At 66.0% G+C, this 19461-nt stretch carries 23 protein-coding genes; 11 read left to right on the top strand and 12 right to left on the bottom strand.

Annotated elements, in window-relative coordinates; all coding sequences use genetic code 11:
• Positions 1-232 precede the first annotated feature (232 nt).
• Positions 233-553: an H-NS histone family protein gene (locus ASD68_RS00115; RefSeq protein ID WP_056077304.1), complete on the top strand. Its 321-nt coding sequence runs from the start codon at positions 233-235 to the stop codon at positions 551-553.
• Between the two features lie 231 nt (positions 554-784).
• On the opposite strand, the gene sufT is transcribed toward ASD68_RS00115, so the two are convergent.
• Positions 785-1342 (bottom strand): putative Fe-S cluster assembly protein SufT, encoded by a 558-nt coding sequence (gene sufT / locus ASD68_RS00110; protein WP_056077299.1) that lies wholly within the window; start codon positions 1340-1342, stop codon positions 785-787.
• 206 nt (positions 1343-1548) lie between these two features.
• On the opposite strand from sufT, the gene ASD68_RS00105 reads away from it, so the two are divergent.
• Positions 1549-1977, top strand: a complete 429-nt coding sequence (locus ASD68_RS00105; protein WP_056602378.1) for a hypothetical protein — start codon at positions 1549-1551, stop codon at positions 1975-1977.
• Between the two features lie 61 nt (positions 1978-2038).
• On the opposite strand, the gene ASD68_RS00100 is transcribed toward ASD68_RS00105, so the two are convergent.
• Together ASD68_RS00100 and ASD68_RS00095 are read right to left on the bottom strand one after the other, a co-directional pair.
• Positions 2039-3496 carry an NAD(P)(+) transhydrogenase (Re/Si-specific) subunit beta gene (locus ASD68_RS00100; protein ID WP_056602376.1) on the bottom strand — a complete coding sequence of 486 codons (1458 nt, stop codon included), beginning with the start codon at positions 3494-3496 and terminating at the stop codon, positions 2039-2041.
• Positions 3493-3801 (bottom strand): NAD(P) transhydrogenase subunit alpha, encoded by a 309-nt coding sequence (locus ASD68_RS00095; protein WP_056077291.1) that lies wholly within the window; start codon positions 3799-3801, stop codon positions 3493-3495. The genes ASD68_RS00100 and ASD68_RS00095 overlap by 4 nt, the downstream gene beginning before the upstream one ends.
• A gap of 136 nt (positions 3802-3937) precedes the next feature.
• On the opposite strand from ASD68_RS00095, the gene ASD68_RS00090 reads away from it, so the two are divergent.
• The 3 genes from ASD68_RS00090 to ASD68_RS00080 are packed head-to-tail and all read left to right on the top strand — an operon-like array spanning position 3938 to position 5481.
• The gene (locus ASD68_RS00090; protein WP_056080677.1) at positions 3938-4519 is read left to right on the top strand and encodes an RNA polymerase sigma factor; all 582 of its coding nucleotides are present in this window, start codon (positions 3938-3940) and stop codon (positions 4517-4519) included.
• Positions 4516-4950 (top strand): hypothetical protein, encoded by a 435-nt coding sequence (locus tag ASD68_RS00085; RefSeq protein WP_200945306.1) that lies wholly within the window; start codon positions 4516-4518, stop codon positions 4948-4950. Before ASD68_RS00090 ends, ASD68_RS00085 begins: the two co-directional genes overlap by 4 nt.
• 3 nt (positions 4951-4953) lie before the next feature.
• Entirely contained in the window at positions 4954-5481 is a 528-nt protein-coding gene (locus tag ASD68_RS00080) for a DUF3106 domain-containing protein (RefSeq protein WP_056602374.1), read from the top strand.
• A 67-nt stretch (positions 5482-5548) separates the two neighbouring features.
• On the opposite strand, the gene ASD68_RS00075 is transcribed toward ASD68_RS00080, so the two are convergent.
• Positions 5549-6649, bottom strand: coding sequence for an NAD(P) transhydrogenase subunit alpha (locus tag ASD68_RS00075; protein WP_056602373.1), 1101 nt, complete (start codon positions 6647-6649; stop codon positions 5549-5551).
• Positions 6650-6763: 114 nt separating this feature from the next.
• On the opposite strand from ASD68_RS00075, the gene cdd reads away from it, so the two are divergent.
• From cdd to ASD68_RS00045, 6 genes are all read left to right on the top strand, one after another.
• Positions 6764-7174 (top strand): cytidine deaminase, encoded by a 411-nt coding sequence (cdd, locus tag ASD68_RS00070; RefSeq protein ID WP_056077283.1) that lies wholly within the window; start codon positions 6764-6766, stop codon positions 7172-7174.
• A gap of 60 nt (positions 7175-7234) precedes the next feature.
• The gene (locus tag ASD68_RS00065) at positions 7235-7804 is read left to right on the top strand and encodes a nitroreductase (protein WP_056602371.1); all 570 of its coding nucleotides are present in this window, start codon (positions 7235-7237) and stop codon (positions 7802-7804) included.
• Positions 7804-8691, top strand: a complete 888-nt coding sequence (locus ASD68_RS00060) for a 5'-3' exonuclease H3TH domain-containing protein (RefSeq protein WP_235577459.1) — start codon at positions 7804-7806, stop codon at positions 8689-8691. The genes ASD68_RS00065 and ASD68_RS00060 overlap by 1 nt, the downstream gene beginning before the upstream one ends.
• 65 nt (positions 8692-8756) lie before the next feature.
• Positions 8757-9344, top strand: coding sequence for an NUDIX hydrolase (locus tag ASD68_RS00055; protein WP_056602369.1), 588 nt, complete (start codon positions 8757-8759; stop codon positions 9342-9344).
• Between the two features lie 72 nt (positions 9345-9416).
• Positions 9417-9779: a hypothetical protein gene (locus tag ASD68_RS00050; RefSeq protein WP_056077270.1), complete on the top strand. Its 363-nt coding sequence runs from the start codon at positions 9417-9419 to the stop codon at positions 9777-9779.
• Between the two features lie 268 nt (positions 9780-10047).
• Positions 10048-10410 carry a hypothetical protein gene (locus ASD68_RS00045; RefSeq protein ID WP_056077267.1) on the top strand — a complete coding sequence of 121 codons (363 nt, stop codon included), beginning with the start codon at positions 10048-10050 and terminating at the stop codon, positions 10408-10410.
• A gap of 114 nt (positions 10411-10524) precedes the next feature.
• Here the strand turns inward: ASD68_RS00045 and ASD68_RS00040 are convergent, their stop codons facing one another.
• The 8 genes from ASD68_RS00040 to ASD68_RS17440 form a co-directional block, all read right to left on the bottom strand.
• Positions 10525-10821 (bottom strand): STAS domain-containing protein, encoded by a 297-nt coding sequence (locus ASD68_RS00040; protein WP_056077265.1) that lies wholly within the window; start codon positions 10819-10821, stop codon positions 10525-10527.
• A gap of 10 nt (positions 10822-10831) precedes the next feature.
• Positions 10832-12010: a methyl-accepting chemotaxis protein gene (locus ASD68_RS00035; protein WP_056077263.1), complete on the bottom strand. Its 1179-nt coding sequence runs from the start codon at positions 12008-12010 to the stop codon at positions 10832-10834.
• A gap of 17 nt (positions 12011-12027) precedes the next feature.
• Positions 12028-13119 (bottom strand): chemotaxis response regulator protein-glutamate methylesterase, encoded by a 1092-nt coding sequence (locus tag ASD68_RS00030; protein WP_082520147.1) that lies wholly within the window; start codon positions 13117-13119, stop codon positions 12028-12030.
• 79 nt (positions 13120-13198) lie between these two features.
• A complete protein-coding gene (gene cheD, locus ASD68_RS00025) occupies positions 13199-13846 on the bottom strand; it encodes a chemoreceptor glutamine deamidase CheD (protein ID WP_056077254.1) in 648 nt (215 codons plus the stop codon).
• Positions 13843-14724, bottom strand: a complete 882-nt coding sequence (locus ASD68_RS00020; RefSeq protein ID WP_235577458.1) for a protein-glutamate O-methyltransferase — start codon at positions 14722-14724, stop codon at positions 13843-13845. The genes cheD and ASD68_RS00020 overlap by 4 nt, the downstream gene beginning before the upstream one ends.
• Positions 14725-16461 carry a methyl-accepting chemotaxis protein gene (locus ASD68_RS00015; RefSeq protein ID WP_056077252.1) on the bottom strand — a complete coding sequence of 579 codons (1737 nt, stop codon included), beginning with the start codon at positions 16459-16461 and terminating at the stop codon, positions 14725-14727.
• Between the two features lie 15 nt (positions 16462-16476).
• Positions 16477-16983, bottom strand: a complete 507-nt coding sequence (locus ASD68_RS00010; protein WP_056077249.1) for a chemotaxis protein CheW — start codon at positions 16981-16983, stop codon at positions 16477-16479.
• A gap of 103 nt (positions 16984-17086) precedes the next feature.
• Positions 17087-19461: methyl-accepting chemotaxis protein (locus ASD68_RS17440; RefSeq protein WP_343123430.1), on the bottom strand; the 2375-nt coding region annotated here is incomplete at its 5' end.

Raw genomic sequence — 19461 nt, 5'->3', positions numbered from 1 at the left:
CCCCGTTATCGGGCGGCGGCCGCAAATTAACTACACGGCAATGCATTACGGCGCGCCCGGACCACGTGAAACCGATGTGATCGAGTTAATCGTCACGGGGGACGCGTGCAGCTAATGGGCGCCTGCTTTGCATTCAATTTTCTTTTCGTGGAGAATCATGCAGTGGCACTTCGTTTGTTCCACCCCGTTGCAGCCAATTCCACATTACTGATAACCACTCCCGGAGTTCCCCATGGCCGTCGATATCAAGAACCTCAACCATAACCAGCTCAACGAACTGATCAGCAAGGCACAAACGCGCCAGACGGAGCTGCGCAAGGAAAAGGTGGTCAAGCTGCGCGAGAAAGTCCACGCGCTGATCAAGGCCGAGGGTTACAGCTTCGAGGACATTTTCGGCCAGAGCCGCGGCAAGTCCCGTCGCACCGGTCCGGTGGCACCGAAATACCGCAACCCCGCCGACCCGGCCCAGACCTGGTCCGGCCGCGGCAAGCGCCCGCGCTGGTACAACGATGCCTTGAAGGCGGGCAAGAAGGAAAAGGATCTGGCGATCTGATTTAGCGCTTGCGTGTTGCAACGGGCGTGCAGTGATCCATGCCGCACCGATTGAAAAGTATCAAGCCCGTAGGTGTCCTGGACGCCTGCGGGCTTTTTCTTTGGGCGCGATATGTGGAGCTGAGCACTCCGGCCAGCCAAAAAAGCTACCTCTCCCTTGGGGGAGAGGTATTACGGTGTTTGTTGAGCGCTGAGGCTTGGCCAGGTCGCCGGCCGGGGTTGCACGCTTGGGTCAGAGCATGCCGGTTTCGAGTTTCGCCGCGTCCGACATCATCGAGTGACTCCACGGCGGATCGAATACCAGATCCACGTCCGCCTCGATAATGGTGGGGATCATCTCCAGCTTGGTGCGCGCGTCATCCACCAGGATGTCGCCCATGCCGCAGCCGGGTGCGGTCAGGGTGAGTTTCACGTAGACCTTGCGATCGCCTTCGGCGGTCTGCTCCAGGCTGAGGTCGTAAACCAGCCCAAGGTCGACCACGTTTACCGGGATCTCCGGATCGAACACGGTGCGCAACTGGTCCCAGGCCAGTTTCTCAACGTCCTCGTTGGTGGCGTCGGCGGCCACTTCGATCGCCTCCGGTGGCGGCTTGCCCAGTGCATCGGCATCGTCGCCCGCAATACGGAACAGGTTGCCGTCAACATAGACCGTGAAACTGCCGCCCAGCGCCTGCGTGATGTAGCCGATCTGGCCGGCCGGCAAGGTGATCACCTCACCCTGCGGCACCATCACCGCGTTGCAATCACGCAACAGGGTGAAAGGTTCGCTGCTCAAACTGAAACCACTCATACCACTGTCCAACCCGAATCAATGGGCGCGACAAGACACCGCGCCGGCGCTCTATTATGCCGCCCGTCGCCCCGGGCTGCTTGTTCCAGATCAAGCGAGAGCCAGTCAGCCGCCCGCGACGGGCGTGGCTCTTCGCGCTCGCGTTATGATCGGGGCTTTATCCGGGGAATCAATGTGACCGCCATTCTTTCGCGCCCGTCGCATTCATGAGTGTGCATTCCGTTTTCCGCGCGGTGTTCGCCCTCGTCTGCGCTGCCATGCTGGGACTCGCGGCCGGCGCCGTGTGGATGGTGGCCGCTCTCTACGCGGGCCACGCCACGTCCTGGCTGGCGTTGCCGTTTGCCGTGGTGCTGGCATGGACCATACGGCACTGGGTGCAGTCGCCGGGCCGCTTTGCGGCGTTACTTGCCGCGCTCGCCGCGCTGCTGGCGGCGCTGTACGTCAATGTGCTGATGGCTGGTGCGCTGGTTGCCGCCAATATGGGCATGGGTATCGTCGATGCGTTGCGCACGGCGGGCGCCGGCATGCTGCTGCAACTGGCGCGGATGGGCTTCTCGGCGGCTGATGCCGGCTGGTACCTGGTCGCCGCCGGGCTGGCTGCGGTACTCGCAAGCCGGCCCCGGCGGAGCAACTGACGCATCGGCACTGGCGAGGAAAGCCACTTCCCGTGGTTTTCCTCGATCACATCACGCGCACTCAGTCGTCCAGCGATTTCAGCTCGTTCACCAGCTGGCCCGCGGCAGCCTGGCCATCGCCGTACAGCATGCGGGTGTTGTCAGCGTAGAACAGCGCATTCTCGATGCCGGCAAAGCCGGTGCCCTTGCCACGCTTGATCACGATCACGTGTTTCGCGGCGCTGACGTCGAGGATCGGCATGCCGTAGATCGGCGAGGCCGGGTCGGTCTTGGCCAGCGGGTTCACCACGTCGTTCGCGCCGATCACCAGCGCCACGTCGGTGGCGGGGAATTCCGGGTTGATCTCGTCCATGTCGGCAATCAGGTCGTAGGGCACGCCCGCCTCGGCCAGCAGCACGTTCATGTGCCCGGGCATGCGGCCGGCCACCGGGTGAATGGCGAATTTCACCTTCACCCCGCGCTTGATCAGCAACTGGGCGAACTCCCATACCTTGTGCTGCGCCTGCGCCACCGCCAGGCCGTAGCCGGGCACGATCACCACGCGCTCGGCGTAGGCCATCATCACCGCCGCATCGCTGGCCTCGACCGGCTTTTGCGCGCCCTCGATCGCCTGCGCCTCGCCACCGGCCGCACCGAAACTGCCGAACAGCACATTGCCGATCGAACGGTTCATCGCCTTGGCCATCAACTGGGTCAGCAAGGTGCCGGCCGCGCCGACCACCATGCCGGCGATGATCATCGCCTCGTTGCCCAGCACAAAACCCTCGAACGACACGGCCAGGCCGGTGAACGCGTTGTACAGCGAGATCACCACCGGCATATCGGCGCCGCCGATCGGCAACGTCATCAGCAGGCCGAACAACAACGCCAGCACGAAGAAAAGTGCGATCAGAGGCCCACTGACATGGCCAGACGCCAGTAACACGCCCACCACAACCGCGGCGGCCAGCAGCAGCATGTTCACCACGCGCTGGCCGGGGAACACGAAGCGCTTGTCCATCCACCCTTGCAGCTTGGCGAAAGCGACCAGCGAACCGGAAAAACTCACCGTGCCGATCAAGGCACCCAGCACGCCCAGCGACAGCTCCACCGGCGACAGCATCGGCGGCAGACCGTTGATAGCCCAGCTCTCCGGCTGCAGCGGCGCGGTATTCGGCACCACGTGCAGCAGGCCCAACGCACGCGCGTAGCCGATCAGCTCGACCGCGCCGATGGCCGCCGCCGCGCCACCGCCCATGCCGTTGTACAGCGCCACCATCTGCGGCATCGCCGTCATCGCCACGCGCCGACCGGTCCACCACGCGGCGCTGACGCCAATAAGCACGGCGGCAACAATCAGGCTGCGGTTGTGCATGTCCGGCAGGAAGAACGTCGCCAACACCGCCAGCAGCATGCCCACGCCGGCCCACACGATGCCGCCGCGCGCCGTGCGCGGCGAGCTCATGCGTTTCAGCCCCAGGATGAACAGCAGCGCGGCGAGGAAATAACACGCCTTGATCAAGGTCGGCAGCAGGCTCATCCCTGATCTCCCTTGCCGGCGCCCGGCTTGCTCGACTTGAACATCTCCAGCATGCGCTCGGTCACCACGTAGCCACCCGCGGCATTGCCGGCGCCGAGCAGCACGCCCACGAAGCCGATGGTTATCTCGAACGGGGTCTGTGCATGACCAAGCGCGATCATCGCGCCCACCAGCACGATGCCGTGGATGAAGTTGGAGCCGGACATCAACGGCGTATGCAGGATCACCGGCACCCGCGCGATGATTTCGTAGCCGCAGAACGCGGCCAGCATGAAGATGTAAAGTGCCAGGAAACCGTCGATCATGACCCCACCCTGTCAGGAACTTGGTTCACGCATCATACGGTTGTCCGTCAACCGGCGCGAGCGTGGCGCGTTCAAGCTATGGAGTCGAACGATGGAGCCCGAAAATGCAGCACGCGACGACACGGGCGCGCCAGCCATGAATACGGCGGTCGACGCGCTTGGCGCGGACATGGTGCTCGATGAGGCGACACCGGCCACGCTGGACGCGTTCCTGGCGCAGGTCGAGCGCCGCGCGTTCCGCATGGCCGAGATGCAGTTGCGTCACCGCGAAGACGCCATGGACGCGGTGCAGGACGCAATGCTGCGGCTGGTGAAGCACTACCGGGACAAGCCCGCCGCGGAATGGGCGCCGCTGTTCTGGGGCATCCTGCGGCGGCGCGTGGTCGACCTGCAGCGGCGGCGCAAGGTGCGCTCGATCGTGGTGGGCTGGCTCGGCGGCGGCCACGACAAGGATGGCGACGAACTCCCGGTATGGGAGCCCGCTGACCAGAACCCAGGCCCGCTCGACCGGCTGCACGACGTGCAGTCCTATGCAGACATGGCCGCCGCGGTGAACACCTTGCCGAGGCGCCAGCGCGAAGCTTTCATGCTGCGCATGCTGGAAGGCCTCGACGGCAAGGAAACGGCGCAAGCCATGGGCTGCAGCGAAGGCAGCGTGAAAACCCATCTGTCGCGCGCCATGCACACCTTGCGCGACCAACTGGAGAACTGGCGATGAACATGCCCGACACCGAGTCCACCCGGCCTGGTGATCGATCCGGCAGCCTGGCGGGCGACCTGTCCGACCAGCGGCTGCAACAGCGCGCCCGCGAGCTTTACCGCGAAGCTGGCCGACGCGTCGACCCGGCAACCGCCGGGCGCTTGCGCGCGGCCCGCCGGCAGGCGCTGGAGACGGCAGGCAAGCCATCGCACCAGGTCAGCCGCTGGCTGATTCCGTCCGGCGCCGTGGCGGTGATCGCCCTGGCGTCGCTGATGCTGTGGCAACCGTTGCCGCAAGGCAGCAACCGGCCAGCCACCACCGTCGAGGCAGCCACCGACCTCGACAATGAGTTGCCGCCGGATGCCGACAAGACCGATCCGGTGCTCTACCAGAACCTCGATTTCTACACCTGGCTGGCTGCTGCCGACCACCACCCGACGACGCGCTGAGTCATGAAACCACTACTCCGCATCGCACTCTCCCTGCTGCTGGCCGGCGCGCTTGGCAATGCCTTTGCCGCCCCACCGCAGGACGACGCAGGTACGCCGCCGCCATCCTGGAGCAGCCTTTCCGCCGCCCAACGCGACGTGCTGGCACCGCTGCAGCAGGAGTGGGACAGCTTGTCGCCACGCAAACGGGCGCACATGCTCCGTCGCGCCGAACACTGGGCCACGCTGCCACCGGAAAAGCGTGCGGAGATCCGCGAGCGCATCGCCCGCTGGCAGCAGATGACGCCCGAGCAGCGCCGGCAGGCTCGCGCCAATATGCGCGAGTTCCACAAGATGCCGCGCGAACAGCGCGAACAGCTGCACGCCACGTTCGAGCATTTCCAGAGCCTGCCGCCGCCGCAGCGCGAGCGCCTCATACGCGAGTGGCGCGCGCTGACGCCAAAACAACGGCTGGAATGGCGCGAACCGGCGGCGCCGGCGGCGCAACCGCCTTCATCGGACCAACCGTCGCCACCATCACATCCGCAGTGATGGCCTGACCGAACCGGAAGCCGCGACCTCATCGTCGCGGCGAATCACCGGGCCTACCGCACGACACTCACGCCGTGAAACGGGCCTCGCCGGCGTGGCTCACGCAGCTCTTGGCCACCAGCTCATCCTCGAAATCCGGTGCCAGTGCGCCGTCACGCAGCAGCAGCTCGCCAAAGTTGAAGACGTTGCGCGCGTACATTTCCGAGGCGTGCAAAGGCGCACCGGCCGGCAGGTTGAGCGGCCCCAGGATCACCACGCCAGCGTGCTCCACCCGCTCGCCCGGCTGGGTGAGTTCGCAGTTGCCACCGCCTTCGGCGGCGAGATCCACGATCAGCGCGCCCGGCTTCATGCCCTCGACCATCGCCGCGCTGAGGATCTTCGGCGCCGGTCGGCCCGGCACCGCGGCGGTGGTCACGATCACGTCGATGGATTTCAGGTGCTCGGCCAGGGCCTGCTGCTGCGCGGCGCGTTCCTCGGCCGACAACTCGCGCGCGTAACCGCCGCTGCCGGCGGCGCTGACGCCCAGCTCCAGGAACTTCGCGCCCAGCGATTCCACCTGTTCGCGGGTTTCCGGGCGCACGTCGTAGCCTTCCGTTTGCGCACCCAGCCGGCGTGCGGTGGCGATCGCCTGCAACCCCGCCACGCCGGCACCGATCACCAGCACTTTGGACGGCCGGATGGTGCCGGCGGCGGTGGTCAGCATCGGGAAGAATTTCGGCGAGGCCTCGGCTGCGATAAGCATGGCCCGGTAGCCCGCCACCGCCGCCTGCGAACTGAGCACGTCCATCGCCTGCGCCCGCGTGGTTCGCGGCAGCAGTTCCAGCGAAAAGGCGGTCAGCTTGGCATCGACGAGTTGCGCGATGCGCGCGGATGCGCCGTGCGGGCGCAACTGACCCACCACTACACTGCCCGGCCGCAACTGCGCCAGCGCCGCATCGTCAGGCGGCAGCACGCAGGCCAGCAGATCCGCTTGCGCCAGCACCGCGGCCGCGTCGGCGAATTCCACGTCCGCATAGGCCGCATCGGGAAAACCGGCGGCGCGTCCTGCATCATGCTGCAGCAGGATACGTACACCGCGGGCCCGCCATTTCTTGGCCATCTCCGGCGTGATCGCCACGCGTCGTTCCCCTGCGGCGGTTTCACTCAAGGCGGCTACGGTCATCGACATCGGACGTTCCCTGCTGGAGAGTTGGGTTATCTTAGCGTGCCCATGGGCGCAGTTGCCTGGCGTGTGATGTCCCTGCCGCCGTCGACGCTCCCGCTGTCTGCATGGATATAGCCGGTGTCGCTACCCCGCGAAACGTCCGAAGACCTGCTGACCCTGGCACGCGAGGCGCGTGACCGGGCCTACGCGCCGTATTCGAAGTTCAAGGTAGGTGCGTCGCTGCTTACCCGTGATGGCCGTCCATTCCAGGGTTGCAACGTGGAAAACGCCGCCTACGGCCTGTGCAACTGCGCCGAGCGCACCGCCCTTTTCAACGCCGTGGCGGCCGGCTGCCAGCCCGGCGACTTCGCCGCGTTGGCCGTGGTTACCGATACCGATGGTGTGGCCAGCCCCTGCGGTGCCTGCCGCCAGGTGATGGCCGAACTGTGCGATGCGCGGATGCCGGTGCTGCTGGCCAATCTGCGCGGCGACATGTCGGAAACCACGGTGGATGCACTGCTGCCGGGCGCGTTCACGTTGTCCCGGTAATTGCTTGGCTTCCAGCGCATCCACTCCTAGCATGGGCGTTCCCGCATCATCGAGTTCCCCATGCTTTCCGGACTGACACTGTTGCAACAACGCCACTCCGTCCCCGCGCCGCAACTGGGCGCGCCCGCTCCCGATGAAGCCACCTTGCGCACGCTGCTTGAGGCAGCGGTGCGGGTGCCCGACCACGGCAAGCTGGTGCCGTTTCGCCTGATCCGGTTGCAGGGTGAGGCGAAGCTGCAATTCGGCGAAAAGCTGGTGGCGCTGTCGCTCGCCAAGCATCCGGACATCTCCGACGCCAAGCTCGACAAGGATCGACGGCGCTACATTTTTGCGCCGCTGGTGATCGTGGTGGTGGCGAGTATCGACACCCACGCCAAGGTGCCCGTCATCGAGCAGCAGCTGTCCGCCGGCTGCGTGGCGCACAACCTGCTGCTGGGCACCCATGCGCTGGGTTTCGGCGCGCAGTGGCTCACTGGCTGGGCCGCCTACGACCGCGATGCCGCCGCCATCCTGGGCCTGGCCGACAACGAACAGGTGATCGGTTTCGTCCATATCGGCACGCCGCAGGCGGACATCGCCGATCGCGACCGGCCCGCGTTGGACGACCTGCTCAGCACATGGACAGCGTGATGCCGTCCACCGTCCACCTGGTGGACGGCAGCCTCTATGTCTTTCGCGCCTGGCATTCCATGCCGGACGAGTTTTTCGATGCCGACGGGCAATCGATCAACGCCGTGCACGGGTTCACCCGCTTCCTGTGCGAACTGCTGGAACGAGCGCAGCCGGACCACATCGCGGTGGCGTTCGACGCTTCGCTGACCAGTTCGTTCCGCAACACGATCTACCCCGCCTACAAGGCCAACCGCGAGCTGCCGCCGCCGTCGCTGGAGCGCCAGTTCGTGCAATGCCGCGCGGTGACCGAGGCGCTCGGCATCTGCATGATGATCGACCACGCCTACGAAGCCGACGACCTGATCGGCAGCACCGCCTGGAACCTGCGCATGCAGGGCTGGCGCAGCGTCATCGTGTCGGCCGACAAGGATTTCGGCCAGTTGCTGGGCGAACACGACGAACAGTGGGACTACGCGCGCAACCTGCGCTGGGGTCCGGGCGGTGTGCATGAAAAGCTGGGCGTGCATCCGCATCAGGTCGCCGACTACCTGGCGTTGTGCGGCGACGCGATCGACAACATCCCCGGCGTGCCGGGCGTGGGTGCGAAAACCGCCGCGGCGCTGCTCACCCATTTCGGCAGCCTCGACAACCTGCTCGACCGCATCGACGAGGTGGCCTTCCTGCGCTTGCGTGGCGCGGCCAGCTGCGCCGTCAAGCTGCGCGAACACGCGGAGAACGCGCGTACTTACCGGCGGCTGACGCGGATCGCGCTGGACGCACCGGGCATGACCACGACGGAAGCGCTGCGACGGCAACCGGCCGATCCCGCCGTGCTGGAAGCGCTGTGCGAGCAGTTGCGGTTCGGCGCCTTCACCCGCAGCCGCCTGCGCGCCCTGCTGCGCTGATGCCACGGTTGTTGCCCGCGCCGCGCGGTATCACCATGGCGGTATCTCTTTGACAGGCGACAACGATGACCCCAGCTGAAAACGTGCCGGCCGACGCGCATGCTCCCGTGGAAACCCTGTGCGAAGGCCGTTGGCTCAGCCTGCGCAAGCGTGGCCGCTGGGAGTACGCCGAGCGCAACAACCCCGGCGGCGCAGTGATCATCCTGGCGGTGACGCCGGAGGACAAGGTGCTGTTCGTCGAGCAGTACCGGGTGTCGATCCTGCAGAACACCATCGAGATGCCGGCAGGTCTGGTCGGCGACCTGCCGGACCAGGCCGATGAAGGCGCGCTGCTGGCCGCCCAGCGCGAGCTGGAAGAGGAAACCGGCTACCGCTGCCAGCACGTGGAGTTTATCCACACCGGTCCGTCGTCCTCGGGCATGAGTACCGAGATGATCGCGTTCGTGCGGGCGTGGGAGCTGGAAAAAGTCGGCCCTGGCGGTGGCGACGAAACGGAAAACATCGTCGTCCACGAAGTACCGCGGCGCGACGCCGGTGCCTGGCTGTTCGCGCGCGCCGCCGAAGGTTATTCGATCGACCCCAAGCTGTTCGCCGGCCTGTGGTTCATCGAGCACGGCGCCCCGGCCACCGAAGCGGCGAACAAAAAGAGCTAAAGATTTTCGACGGATTGCCGCCATGAGTATGCCGACCCACATCGGCGCCCCCTCACAGATGGATCCGTCCCCATGAAAATTCTGCTTGCCTCCGCTCTGCTGTTGCTGTCGCCGCTGGCTGCCCATGCCGCCTGCTCGCCCACCGATTTCACGATCACCGAGTTCAAGCCGCAGGTTCCCGGTTCCGGCTCCTCCATGCGCCTGCGCCTCGCCGGCGAGCTGGCCAACCACTGCGCCACCGCCTCGGCAGCCCAGATCCGGATCGAAGCGAAGGACGCCAGCGGCAAGGTGCTGCAGAGCAAGGAAGGCTGGCCGGCCGGCACGTCCAACATTGCCCCGGGCGAAACGGCCAAGTTCGACCTCGGCCGCTTGTTCCGCTACCAGTCGGACATGGACACCTACACCGTCAGCATCATCAACGTGCGCACCTGGTAAGCACCAGCCGGGGCCGCCGCCGCGCATGCGGCGGCCTCCCCCGGTGATACGAACGGCGACAATCGCACCGGCGTAAACGCCATCCCTCCGTAGAAAAGAACACCGCCGGCGATGACGCCGAGCCGCCTTGCTGCGCCCGGCCACCGCTGAAAACGGGCGGTGCCGGCGTGCGGCGTGCATCGTCGTGGGTGCGGCTAAAGAATCCGGCAACGTGGCCGATCATGGGTATATCGACTTGTTCTGGCTTTGTACGGATGGACACTCACCTATGAAAATACTATTTGCCGCCACTGCCTTGTTTCTGCTGCCGATGGGCGCGCATGCGGCCTGCGCCGTCAAGGATTTCGCTATCGCCAACTTCTCGCCGGCCATGACCAGCGTGGGTTCGTCCACGCGCATCACCCTGCGCGGCGACCTGGTCAACCATTGCGCCGAAGCAGCCGCGGGGCAGATCCGCATCGACATCAAGGACGACAAGGGCAACGTCCTGCAGAGCAAGGACGTATGGCCCGCCGGCACCGGCAATATCGGCCCGGGCGACAAGGTCAGCTTCGACGTGGGCCGCCTGTTCCGCTACAAGGACGGCATGAGCGCGTTCACCGCCACGATCACGGACGTGCGCATCTGGTAAGTCTTCAAAGCGCACCGATGGAAACGAAAAAGGCTCCGAAAGGAGCCTTTTTTATGCCCGCCATCCCATGACCCACTGACGGATGGATGCGCGGCCCGCCACGCGGGCGCCCGCTCAATGCAGTACGAACAGCTTGTCGAAGCCGGCCACGCGCAAGGTGCCGCGCAGTTCGGTACCGGCGTTGACGATGCGGATGTCGGCCTTGTCCGCGCCGGCATGCTCGCGCAGCAGAAGCAGCATGCCCAGGGCGGAGCTGTCCATGCTGCTCACTTCGCTGAAGTCGATGACATAGCTGCGGGCGACACCGTCGCGCAGGCAGGCGTCGTGGAATTCACGGTGGATACTGAAGTCGAAGCGCTCGCCCAGTTGCAGGGTGAGGCAATCGTTGTCGCTGTCGTGGTGGACGATCATGGTGGGTTCCTCAGAATAGCTCGATCTCGCCGGCGTCCATCGAGCTTTGCAAGGCCGGGCCGCGCGAACGCAGCCGGGCTTTCTCGCGCTGGATGGCCAGGCGGCTGCGCAGGCGCTGCGCGTGGGCCTGCAGCACTTCGGCGTCGTCCGGCCCGCAGGCCAGCTCTTCGATGTCGCGGGTGCACTCGGCGGTGACTTCCTGCAGCTCCATCAGGCGCGTGCGGGTCTGGTTGATCAGCTGGCTGAGGATGTCCTCGAACTGCAGCGAGCGGATGGTGGTGGACACGTCGCTGCCCAGGCCACGGCTGATTTCGACGACCTGGTCGGCCACGGCGCTGGTACGCGCGTCGCTCTCGGTGACGTGCGCCATCATCGCGTCGATGCCGCCCTTGGCCGACAGCGCCACGTTCAGATCCTGCGAAGCCATGGTGCCCACCAGCCCGCGCAGCTGCTCCATCGCGGCGCGCGCACGCTCCACGTGGCTGCCGATCTGCTCGTTGAACTGGTTGGAGTTGCTGGCCAGGTTGCGGATCTCACCGGCGACCACGGCGAAGCCGCGACCGGATTCGCCCGCGCGCGCCGCCTCGATCGCCGCGTTCAGCGCCAGCAGGTTGGTTTCCTCGGCAATGGTGTTGACGTTGCGCAGGAGGCCGAACACGGCGTCCATTTCCTTGGCCATGCCGTCGATGCGGTAGACGATGCGCAGGCTCTCGCGCGACATCTGCACGATCATGCCCACGAAATGCTGCAGCAGGTCGGCAGTGCGCGCCGCGAAATCCTGCACCGAGACACCACCCTCCTGCCCGCCGATGATCTGTTTCAGCAGCGACTGCTGCAGCGCGGTCTTGTTGGACAAGCCGTCGAAGCCGCCGCCGAGTTCGAGCACGGCATCGCGCAGCAGGTCCAGTCCCTGGTGCAGCTCGCGGGTGGCGTGGCCCAACTCGTCCACCACCGCGCCGCGCATGTCATCCAGCGCTTCGCGCACGGGCTCGATGTTGCCGGGCGCCGCCGCGGGTACCTGCTCAGTGTTGCGTGTCCGGCTTTCGATGATCCACACGATGGTGAGAAGCACGATCAGCAACGGCGCCAGCCAAGCTTCGCGCACGAACAGGGCAAGCAGCAAGGCAACCGCACTGGCAAGCCCGCCGTAGACGGGATATTTGGTGGCGCTGGGGGCAGTGAAAAGCATGAGTGACGATCCGCAGGTCAGGCGCTCGTGGCGCTTACGTGAGTTTGGCGCGTCAGCGCAAGCAGGCGCGCGGCAATATGGTCCAGCGGCTGCATTTCGCTAGCCGCACCGAGCTTCCAGGCCGAACCGGGCATGCCCCAGACGACCGAGCTTTCTTCATCCTGCACCAGGGTGGTGGCGCCAGCCTGATGCAATTCCAGCAGGCCGCGCGCGCCATCGTCGCCCATGCCGGTAAGCAGCACCGCGACCGTGGCCGCCCCGGCGCTGGCCGCCAGCGAACGGAACAGCACGTCCACGCTGGGCTTGTGCCGGTTCACCGCCGGGCCGTCGTGCAAACGGCACACGTAGCGCGCGCCGTCCCACATCACCAGCAGGTGGTGGCTGCCCGGCGCGATGTAGACATGGCCGCTCTGGATGGGCTGGCCGTCGCGAGCCTCGCATACGCGCATGGCCGAGCAACGGTCCATGCGTGCCGCGAACGGGCCGCTGAACGCCGCCGGGATGTGCTGGGTCACCAGGATCGGTGGCGCATCCGGCGGCATCGCTTCCAGCAGCACGCGCACCGCTTCGGTGCCGCCGGTGGACGCGCCCACCGCGATCAGCGGACTGCCGCCACGGGTGCCCGCGGTCTGTGCGCGTGGCAGCACGGCGTCGGCCGAAAGGCGTGGCGGCACATCCAGCTTGCGCACCGCGGTGCGTGCACGCGGCCGCGTGGTGGCGGCCATCTTCACCTTGTGGCAGATCTCCTGCGCGCTTTCGCCGAAGCGGCTGGCCAGGTCGCTGTCGGGCTTGGCGAAGAAATCCACCGCGCCCAGTTCCAGCGCACGCAAGGTCACGTCCGCGCCCTCGACGGTCAGCGACGACACCATCACCACCGGCATCGGTCGCAGCCGCATCAGGTTCTCCAGGAAGGTGAGGCCGTCCATGCGCGGCATCTCGACGTCCAGGGTGAGCACGTGCGGGTTCAGCTGCTTGATCTTCTCGCGCGCGATCAACGGATCGGCAGCGGTGCCGACCACCTCGATCGCCGGATCGCAGGCAAGCATGGTCGACATCAGCTTGCGCACCAATGCGGAGTCATCGACCACCAGAACACGCACTCTTTCCATGTTGTCCATCACCCTGCCGTAATCCAAACCCTGTCGCATGCGACAGCACTGTCAATCCGCGTGCCTGCCGCCGCGGTCGCTAGAACAACTCGACCTCACCCTTTATCGGATCATTTGCCAAACGCTTGAGGTAACCGCGCTCGTCGGCCACCAGCGCCACATCGTCGCGGCGGCGCAACTGGCGTACCCGCACGCGGCCACTCTGCGGAAAAAACTGCACCTGGCGGGGGTAGATGTCGCCCAGGTCGGAGGCGCACAGATTGAGCTTTTCGACTTCGATGTAGCGCTGCACGAACTCGATGTTGCGCTGCCCCACATCGCTGAGCTGGGCCAGCACACGGCCGCCGCCGAAAATCTTCACCTGCAGGTCGGCGCGCTGGCCGCCGGCATTGAGGACACCGTTGATCAGCTGCTCCATCGCGTCGCTGCCGTAGCGCGCCGCGCGGCTGATGGTGGACGACCAGCCATCGCGTTCGCCCAGCGGCTCGGGCAGCATGAAATGGTTCATGCCGCCGATACCCCGGCGCGCGTCGTGGATGCAGGCTGATACGCACGAACCCAGCACCGTGGTGACGAGCTCTTCCTGGGTGCTGACATACAGCTCGCCGGGCAGGACCTTCACCGTCATGCACGCGCTGACCGGGTCCCAGTAGCGACGCAGATGTTCGAAACCGGGAAGCGCACGCGGCGGCGGCGCCGTGGGTTTCGCGAAGGTCGAAATATTCATCCGCGTTTCCGGTAGACCGTGCGGCCAATCAGTTCGAAATCGTCGTTGATGCCATGCAGCGATTCGGAATGACCGAGAAAAAGGTAACCACCCACCGGCAATAACTGCGCGTAGCGGCGGAACAGGCGCTGCTTGGTGGGCTGATCGAAATAGATCACCACGTTGCGGCAAAAAATGGCATCGAACGGCCCACTCATGGGCCAGTCATGCAGCAGGTTCAGCGGCTGGATCGTCACCAGCTCGCGCAGCTGCGGATGCACGCTGGCGAGGCCTTCGTACTCGCCAGTGCCGCGCAGCAACCAGCGACGGCAGCGCTCCGCGCTGATGCCGCCGAGGCGGTCCAGCGGATAGACGCCCCTGCGGGCGGTGGCCAGTGCCTGCGGCGACAGGTCGGTGGCCAGGATCTTCGCGTCCAGCGTGCTGTTGTTGCGCGCGAGCGCCTCGGCCAGCACCATCGCCAGCGCGTACGGCTCCTCGCCGCTGGAACACCCGGCCGACCAGATGCGCAAGCGGTCACCGGCACGCTGCTTGTGTGCCAGCCACGCGGGCAGCAGCTCGTTCTCCAGCAGTTCGTAGTGATGCACTTCGCGAAAAAAACTGGTGACATTGGTGCTGATGGCGCTGGCCAGTTCGCCCAGTTCGCTCTGCGGGTCATGCCGCAACACGTCGCAATATTCGGCAAAGCCCTTCAGGCGAAGGGCGCGAAGCCGTCGCTGCAAACGACCTTGCACCAGCTGATGCTTGTGGTCGCCCAGCGAGATGCCGCAATGCTCCAGCACGAAACGGCGCAGAAACTCGAACTCCGCGGTTTGCAGCACGGGGCCATTGCTGCCCGCCGCAGCCGGATCATTCTTAGCCGGGGCGGACAACACGCTCACTCAGAACTCCTTCCAGGCACCGCTCGCATTGCCGGCGTCGGCGGTTGCCGGCGACGTTTTCGATGCGGGCGCATTGCGCATGGCGGCGAACACGGCCTCGGTGGCCACCGCCACTTTCTGCGTGCGCGCCTGTGCCGCGGCGGCGTCCACGTCGTCGCCGTCCTCGCTCAGGTGAAAGAAGCCGACCTGGCGGCTCAGTTCGCCGGCCTGCTCCTGCATCGCACGGGCGGCGGCCGAGGCCTCTTCCACCAGCGCGGCGTTCTGCTGGGTCATCTCGTCCATCTGCATGACGGCGTTGTTGACCTGGTCGATGCCGGCCGACTGCTCCTGGCTGGCCGCGGCAATCTCGGCCACGATGTCGGTGACCTTCTTCACGCTGTCCACGATCTCGGCCAGCGCCTTGCCGGATTGGTCGACCAGCTCGGAGCCGCTGCGCACCTTCTCGGCACTGTCGGCGATCAGCCCCTTGATCTCCTTGGCGGCGCCGGCGCTGCGCTGCGCCAGGCTGCGCACCTCGGTGGCGACCACAGCGAAGCCGCGACCCTGCTCACCAGCGCGCGCCGCTTCCACCGCGGCGTTCAACGCCAGCAGGTTGGTCTGGAAGGCGATCTCCTGGATCAGGCCAACGATGTCGGCGATCTTGTTGCTGGAGGCATTGATTTCGCCCATTGCCAGGATCGCGCGACTGGCCACTTCGCCACCGCGCTCGGCCTGCTCGCGAGCACCGCGGGCCAACTGGTTGGCATGGCTGGCGTTCTCGGCGTTCTGCTTCACGGTGGAGGTCATTTCCTCCATCGACGAGGCGGTTTCTTCCAGGCTGGATGCCTGCTCCTGGGTACGCTGGCTGAGGTCGTCGTTGCCGCGGGCGATTTCCTGCGCGGCGGTATTGACCGCCTCGGAGCCCTGGCGCACCTCACCCACGATCGCACTGAGGCGATCGTCCATGGTGCGGAACGCATTCAACAGCTTGCCCAGTTCGTCGTTGCGACCCACCTCGATATCGTGACCGAGGTTGCCGTCGGCGATGGCATGCGCCACTTCCACGGCGCGCCGCAGCGTGCCGGTGATCGAGCGGATCAGCAGCACCCCGACGATCAACGCCACCAGCAAGCCACCGCCAAGCGCGGCCAGCGTAAAGGCCCGCACCGTCTGGTAGCGGCTCACCTGTCCGTCGTAGATGCTCAGCGCCGTGGCCTGCTGCGCCTGCATGATCTTGGCCAGCGTGGCCTGGCGCATCAGCATCAGCGGGCGCACCTGCATGTTGAGCAGGTCGGGCGAGGCCTCGTCCTTCTCGGCGAACGCGTCCAGCAGATCCTTGCTGTTCGACTCCAGGTCGGCGTCGGTCGAGGTCCAATCCTTGTACAGCTTCTCGATTTCCGGGCTCTTGGGCAGCGCGGCGAGCTTCTTCTTCAGCTCGGCGATCTCGGCCTGCGACTTGGTGAAGTCGTCGATCTTCTGCTTCATCTGGTCGGGCTGGCTCATCAGCGACGCCGCCTCGCCCAGCGCGATGTACGACATCAGCGAGCGCTGCGTGATGGTGGCCACCAGGTTCGCCGGCACCATCTGGTCGTGATAGATCTCGCGCGTGCCGTTGTTCTGCATCTGCATGGCGCCGAGGCCGATGATCGCGCCGCCAATCAACATCGCGCCAAGCATGCCGAGCACGCCGATGAGGCGGGTCCTGACGCTCAGCGTTGGCATCTTGGTAAAGCGTGCCATGAATGTTTTTAGCTTCATTTTTTATCCCCGGGGTCAGGCGGCAACTTCGACGTCACGGACGTCCGGCATGGCGGCGTCCAGCGTTTCGACGTCTTCAGGACGCATCAGTTTTTCCACATCCAGCAGCATCACCATGCGTTCCACATGGGTGGCCAGGCCTTTCAGATAGCGGGTGTCCACCACCACGCCCATGTCGGGCACGGGTTTGATCGCGGCAGGGTCGATGTCGACCACGTCGGACACCGCGTCAACGACGATGCCGAACAGACGCTCTTCCACCGCCACGATGATCACCACGGTGTTGTCGCCGAAGCTCTCGCGTTCCAGCCCGAAACGCAGGCGCAGATCCATGATCGGCACGATCGCGCCGCGCAGGTTGAGCACGCCCAGCAGATGTTCCGGGGTTTGCGGAATGCGCGTCACCCGTGACCAGCCGCGGATCTCGCGTACGGCCAGAATGTCCACGCCGTATTCCTCGCCGGCGAGAGTGAAAGTGAGCTGCTGCAACGTTGTTGCCGCGTCCTGGTTGTTTTCGTGCATGGCCTGCTACCTGTTGACGGACGCCTGCAGACGTCCTGCTGCCCTGACTTTGTCGGCGCCTGAAGGGGAAACTTGAGCGGGGCCGGAATGGCGCCGCTCCGGTTCAAAACGAGTATTCGCTCCAGATACCGGCCTCATTGCTGCGCCGGATCTCGCCGTTGTCGCGACGCAGTGCGTTGCGCTTGAACGCCAGCGCCAGCCGCAGACGCTTCACCGGCTGCCACTGCACGCCGGCGTTGGCGTACATCGCGCGGCGCGAGGGGTCGTTCAGGCGCGTGGGCTGGGCCCGGTCGTAACGGGCGAACACGCTCCATTGCGGCGCCACCTGCACGCTGCCCCAGGCCGACCAGCTGCCGTTGCGCTCGCTGTTCACGCTGTACAGCGTGGTCCAGTTGCTGGCGTAGCTGTAGCGCATGCCCAGGCGCCAGACTTCACTGGCATAGGCTGCCAGCAGGTCGAGCCGGCGCGCGGTGTGGTAAAGCGGCCGCGCATCCGCGCTGGCGGCAAGCTGGCCATCGAAGCCGCCCAGCGCCAGCATCGTGTGTTCGCTGGTATGCCACGTCACCATCGCCTCGACGTCGGCGCGGCGGCCGTGGGTGGGGTGTTTGTAGCCGCCGCCCGTCACCACGGACACGGCGTAATCCACCTTCGGCGCCAGCACGCCTGTCAGGTGCACGCCCCAATCGGCGGCGCTGTCGATCTTCTGGATCGAGGTGCCGATGGGGTCGATGTAGCGGTAGCCGTACCACTTGCTGGTCAGCGCCAGCGCGGGCATGTCGTCCACGCCCACGCGCAGGCGGGTGCCGCCGTCCCACTGCCGCTGCACATAGGCGTGCTTCAGCCATACGTCCGGGTCGCGCTCGCCGCGCAGCCAGTTCACGTCGGTGGTGACATGGACCGACCACGCGGGGTCGAACGCGTAATCCGCATCCAGGTACAGGCGCTTCAGATCGACGTCCCACGCACGGGTGTCGGTACCCGCCGCGTGGTCCTGTTTCTGCAGCTGACTGATATCGGCAAACACCTTGCCGCCGAAGCTGAAATCGCCGGCGCTGGCGGCTGGGGTGGCCAGCGCGAATGCGCTACCGAGCGCAAGCACCGGCATCGCGTGCCGGGCCGACATCCAAACAGAATTCATGGTTATTTCCGTGGAAAAGGAGAAGGGAGCGGCAGCGTGCCGCTCCCGGGGATAGCTGCGGGGACGAGGCCCTAGAACTCGGTCCAGTCGCCCGGGGCCACCAATGCTGCGGTGCGCACCGGCATGGTCTTGGTCACGCGACGCGGCTGCGCCCGCGCAGGGCGAGCGGATACGGGCGCCGGGGCGGCAGGTGCCGCCTCGTCCGGGGTCAAGTGGAAGAACGTCATCTGCTGGCGCAATTCGTTGGCCTGCTCCTGCATCGCGCGGGCGGCGGCGGAGGCTTCCTCCACCAGGGCCGCGTTCTGCTGGGTGTTTCCGCCACACGCTTGGGCGGAGCTGCCTCAGTGTCGTCCGCTCGGTTTTGTCCACCCGGAAGAACGTCATCTGCTGGCGCAATTCGTTGGCCTGCTCCTGCATCGCGCGGGCGGCGGCGGAGGCTTCCTCCACCAGGGCCGCGTTCTGCTGGGTGACTTCGTCCATCTGCATCACCGCGCGGTTGACCTGGTCGATGCCGCTGGATTGCTCCTGGCTGGCAGCGGCGATCTCGGCCACGATGTCGGTGACTTTCTTGACGCTGTCCACGATGCCGGTCAGCGCCGCRCCGGACTCGTCGACCAGCGCACTGCCCGCTTCCACCCGGCGYACGCTTTCGCTGATCAGGCCCTTGATCTCCTTCGCCGCCGCGGCACTGCGCTGCGACAGRTTGCGCACCTCGCTGGCGACCACGGCGAAGCCKCGGCCCTGCTCGCCGGCGCGCGCCGCTTCCACGGCGGCATTCAAKGACAGCAGGTTGGTCTGGAACGCGATCTCRTCGATCAGGCCCACGATGTCGGCGATCTTGCGGCTGGAGGCGTTGATCTCGCCCATGGCCTCGACCGCCCGCGCCGCCACCTCACCGCCGTGTTCGGCCTGCTCGCGCGCGCCGCGCGCCAGCTGGTTGGCGTGGCTGGCGTTCTCGGCGTTCTGCTTCACGGTGGAGGTCATTTCCTCCATCGAGGCGGCGGTTTCTTCCAGGCTGGACGCCTGCTCCTGCGTGCGCTGGCTGAGGTCGTCRTTGCCCTTGGCAATCTGGTGCGCCGCCGTGCTGACTGCCTGCGAACCGTGCTGCACTTCACCCACGATGGTGGTCAGCCKCAGCCGCATCCGCGCCAGCGCGTCGAGCAGGCTGCCGCTGGCGAAGGTCYTTTCATCGTCGATGACCAGGTCGCCATCGGCGATGCGCGAGGCCATCTTCACCGCGAAATCCGGCTCGCCACCGATGCTCTGCCGGATGCTGCGCATCGACAGCCACACCAGCAGGATCACCAGCAAGGCCACCAGGCCCGCCTTGGCCAGGTTCA

It is taken from the genome of Rhodanobacter sp. Root627 (assembly GCF_001427835.1).
Lineage (GTDB): Bacteria > Pseudomonadota > Gammaproteobacteria > Xanthomonadales > Rhodanobacteraceae > Rhodanobacter > Rhodanobacter ginsenosidimutans.
Note: the sequence above shows the minus strand (reverse complement) of the source record. Positions and strands in the feature narration are given on the sequence as shown.

Bases quoted from the DNA above. Each gene is read 5' to 3' on its own strand.
- ASD68_RS00115 (WP_056077304.1), top strand. From the start codon at position 233: ATGGCCGTCGATATCAAGAACCTCAACCATAACCAGCTCAACGAACTG.
- sufT (WP_056077299.1), bottom strand. From the start codon at position 1,342: ATGAGTGGTTTCAGTTTGAGCAGCGAACCTTTCACCCTGTTGCGTGAT.
- ASD68_RS00105 (WP_056602378.1), top strand. From the start codon at position 1,549: ATGAGTGTGCATTCCGTTTTCCGCGCGGTGTTCGCCCTCGTCTGCGCT.
- ASD68_RS00100 (WP_056602376.1), bottom strand. From the start codon at position 3,496: ATGAGCCTGCTGCCGACCTTGATCAAGGCGTGTTATTTCCTCGCCGCG.
- ASD68_RS00095 (WP_056077291.1), bottom strand. From the start codon at position 3,801: ATGATCGACGGTTTCCTGGCACTTTACATCTTCATGCTGGCCGCGTTC.
- ASD68_RS00090 (WP_056080677.1), top strand. From the start codon at position 3,938: ATGAATACGGCGGTCGACGCGCTTGGCGCGGACATGGTGCTCGATGAG.
- ASD68_RS00085 (WP_200945306.1), top strand. From the start codon at position 4,516: ATGAACATGCCCGACACCGAGTCCACCCGGCCTGGTGATCGATCCGGC.
- ASD68_RS00080 (WP_056602374.1), top strand. From the start codon at position 4,954: ATGAAACCACTACTCCGCATCGCACTCTCCCTGCTGCTGGCCGGCGCG.
- ASD68_RS00075 (WP_056602373.1), bottom strand. From the start codon at position 6,649: ATGTCGATGACCGTAGCCGCCTTGAGTGAAACCGCCGCAGGGGAACGA.
- ASD68_RS00065 (WP_056602371.1), top strand. From the start codon at position 7,235: ATGCTTTCCGGACTGACACTGTTGCAACAACGCCACTCCGTCCCCGCG.
- ASD68_RS00060 (WP_235577459.1), top strand. From the start codon at position 7,804: ATGCCGTCCACCGTCCACCTGGTGGACGGCAGCCTCTATGTCTTTCGC.
- ASD68_RS00055 (WP_056602369.1), top strand. From the start codon at position 8,757: ATGACCCCAGCTGAAAACGTGCCGGCCGACGCGCATGCTCCCGTGGAA.
- ASD68_RS00050 (WP_056077270.1), top strand. From the start codon at position 9,417: ATGAAAATTCTGCTTGCCTCCGCTCTGCTGTTGCTGTCGCCGCTGGCT.
- ASD68_RS00045 (WP_056077267.1), top strand. From the start codon at position 10,048: ATGAAAATACTATTTGCCGCCACTGCCTTGTTTCTGCTGCCGATGGGC.
- ASD68_RS00040 (WP_056077265.1), bottom strand. From the start codon at position 10,821: ATGATCGTCCACCACGACAGCGACAACGATTGCCTCACCCTGCAACTG.
- ASD68_RS00035 (WP_056077263.1), bottom strand. From the start codon at position 12,010: ATGCTTTTCACTGCCCCCAGCGCCACCAAATATCCCGTCTACGGCGGG.
- ASD68_RS00030 (WP_082520147.1), bottom strand. From the start codon at position 13,119: ATGGAAAGAGTGCGTGTTCTGGTGGTCGATGACTCCGCATTGGTGCGC.
- cheD (WP_056077254.1), bottom strand. From the start codon at position 13,846: ATGAATATTTCGACCTTCGCGAAACCCACGGCGCCGCCGCCGCGTGCG.
- ASD68_RS00015 (WP_056077252.1), bottom strand. From the start codon at position 16,461: ATGAAGCTAAAAACATTCATGGCACGCTTTACCAAGATGCCAACGCTG.
- ASD68_RS00010 (WP_056077249.1), bottom strand. From the start codon at position 16,983: ATGCACGAAAACAACCAGGACGCGGCAACAACGTTGCAGCAGCTCACT.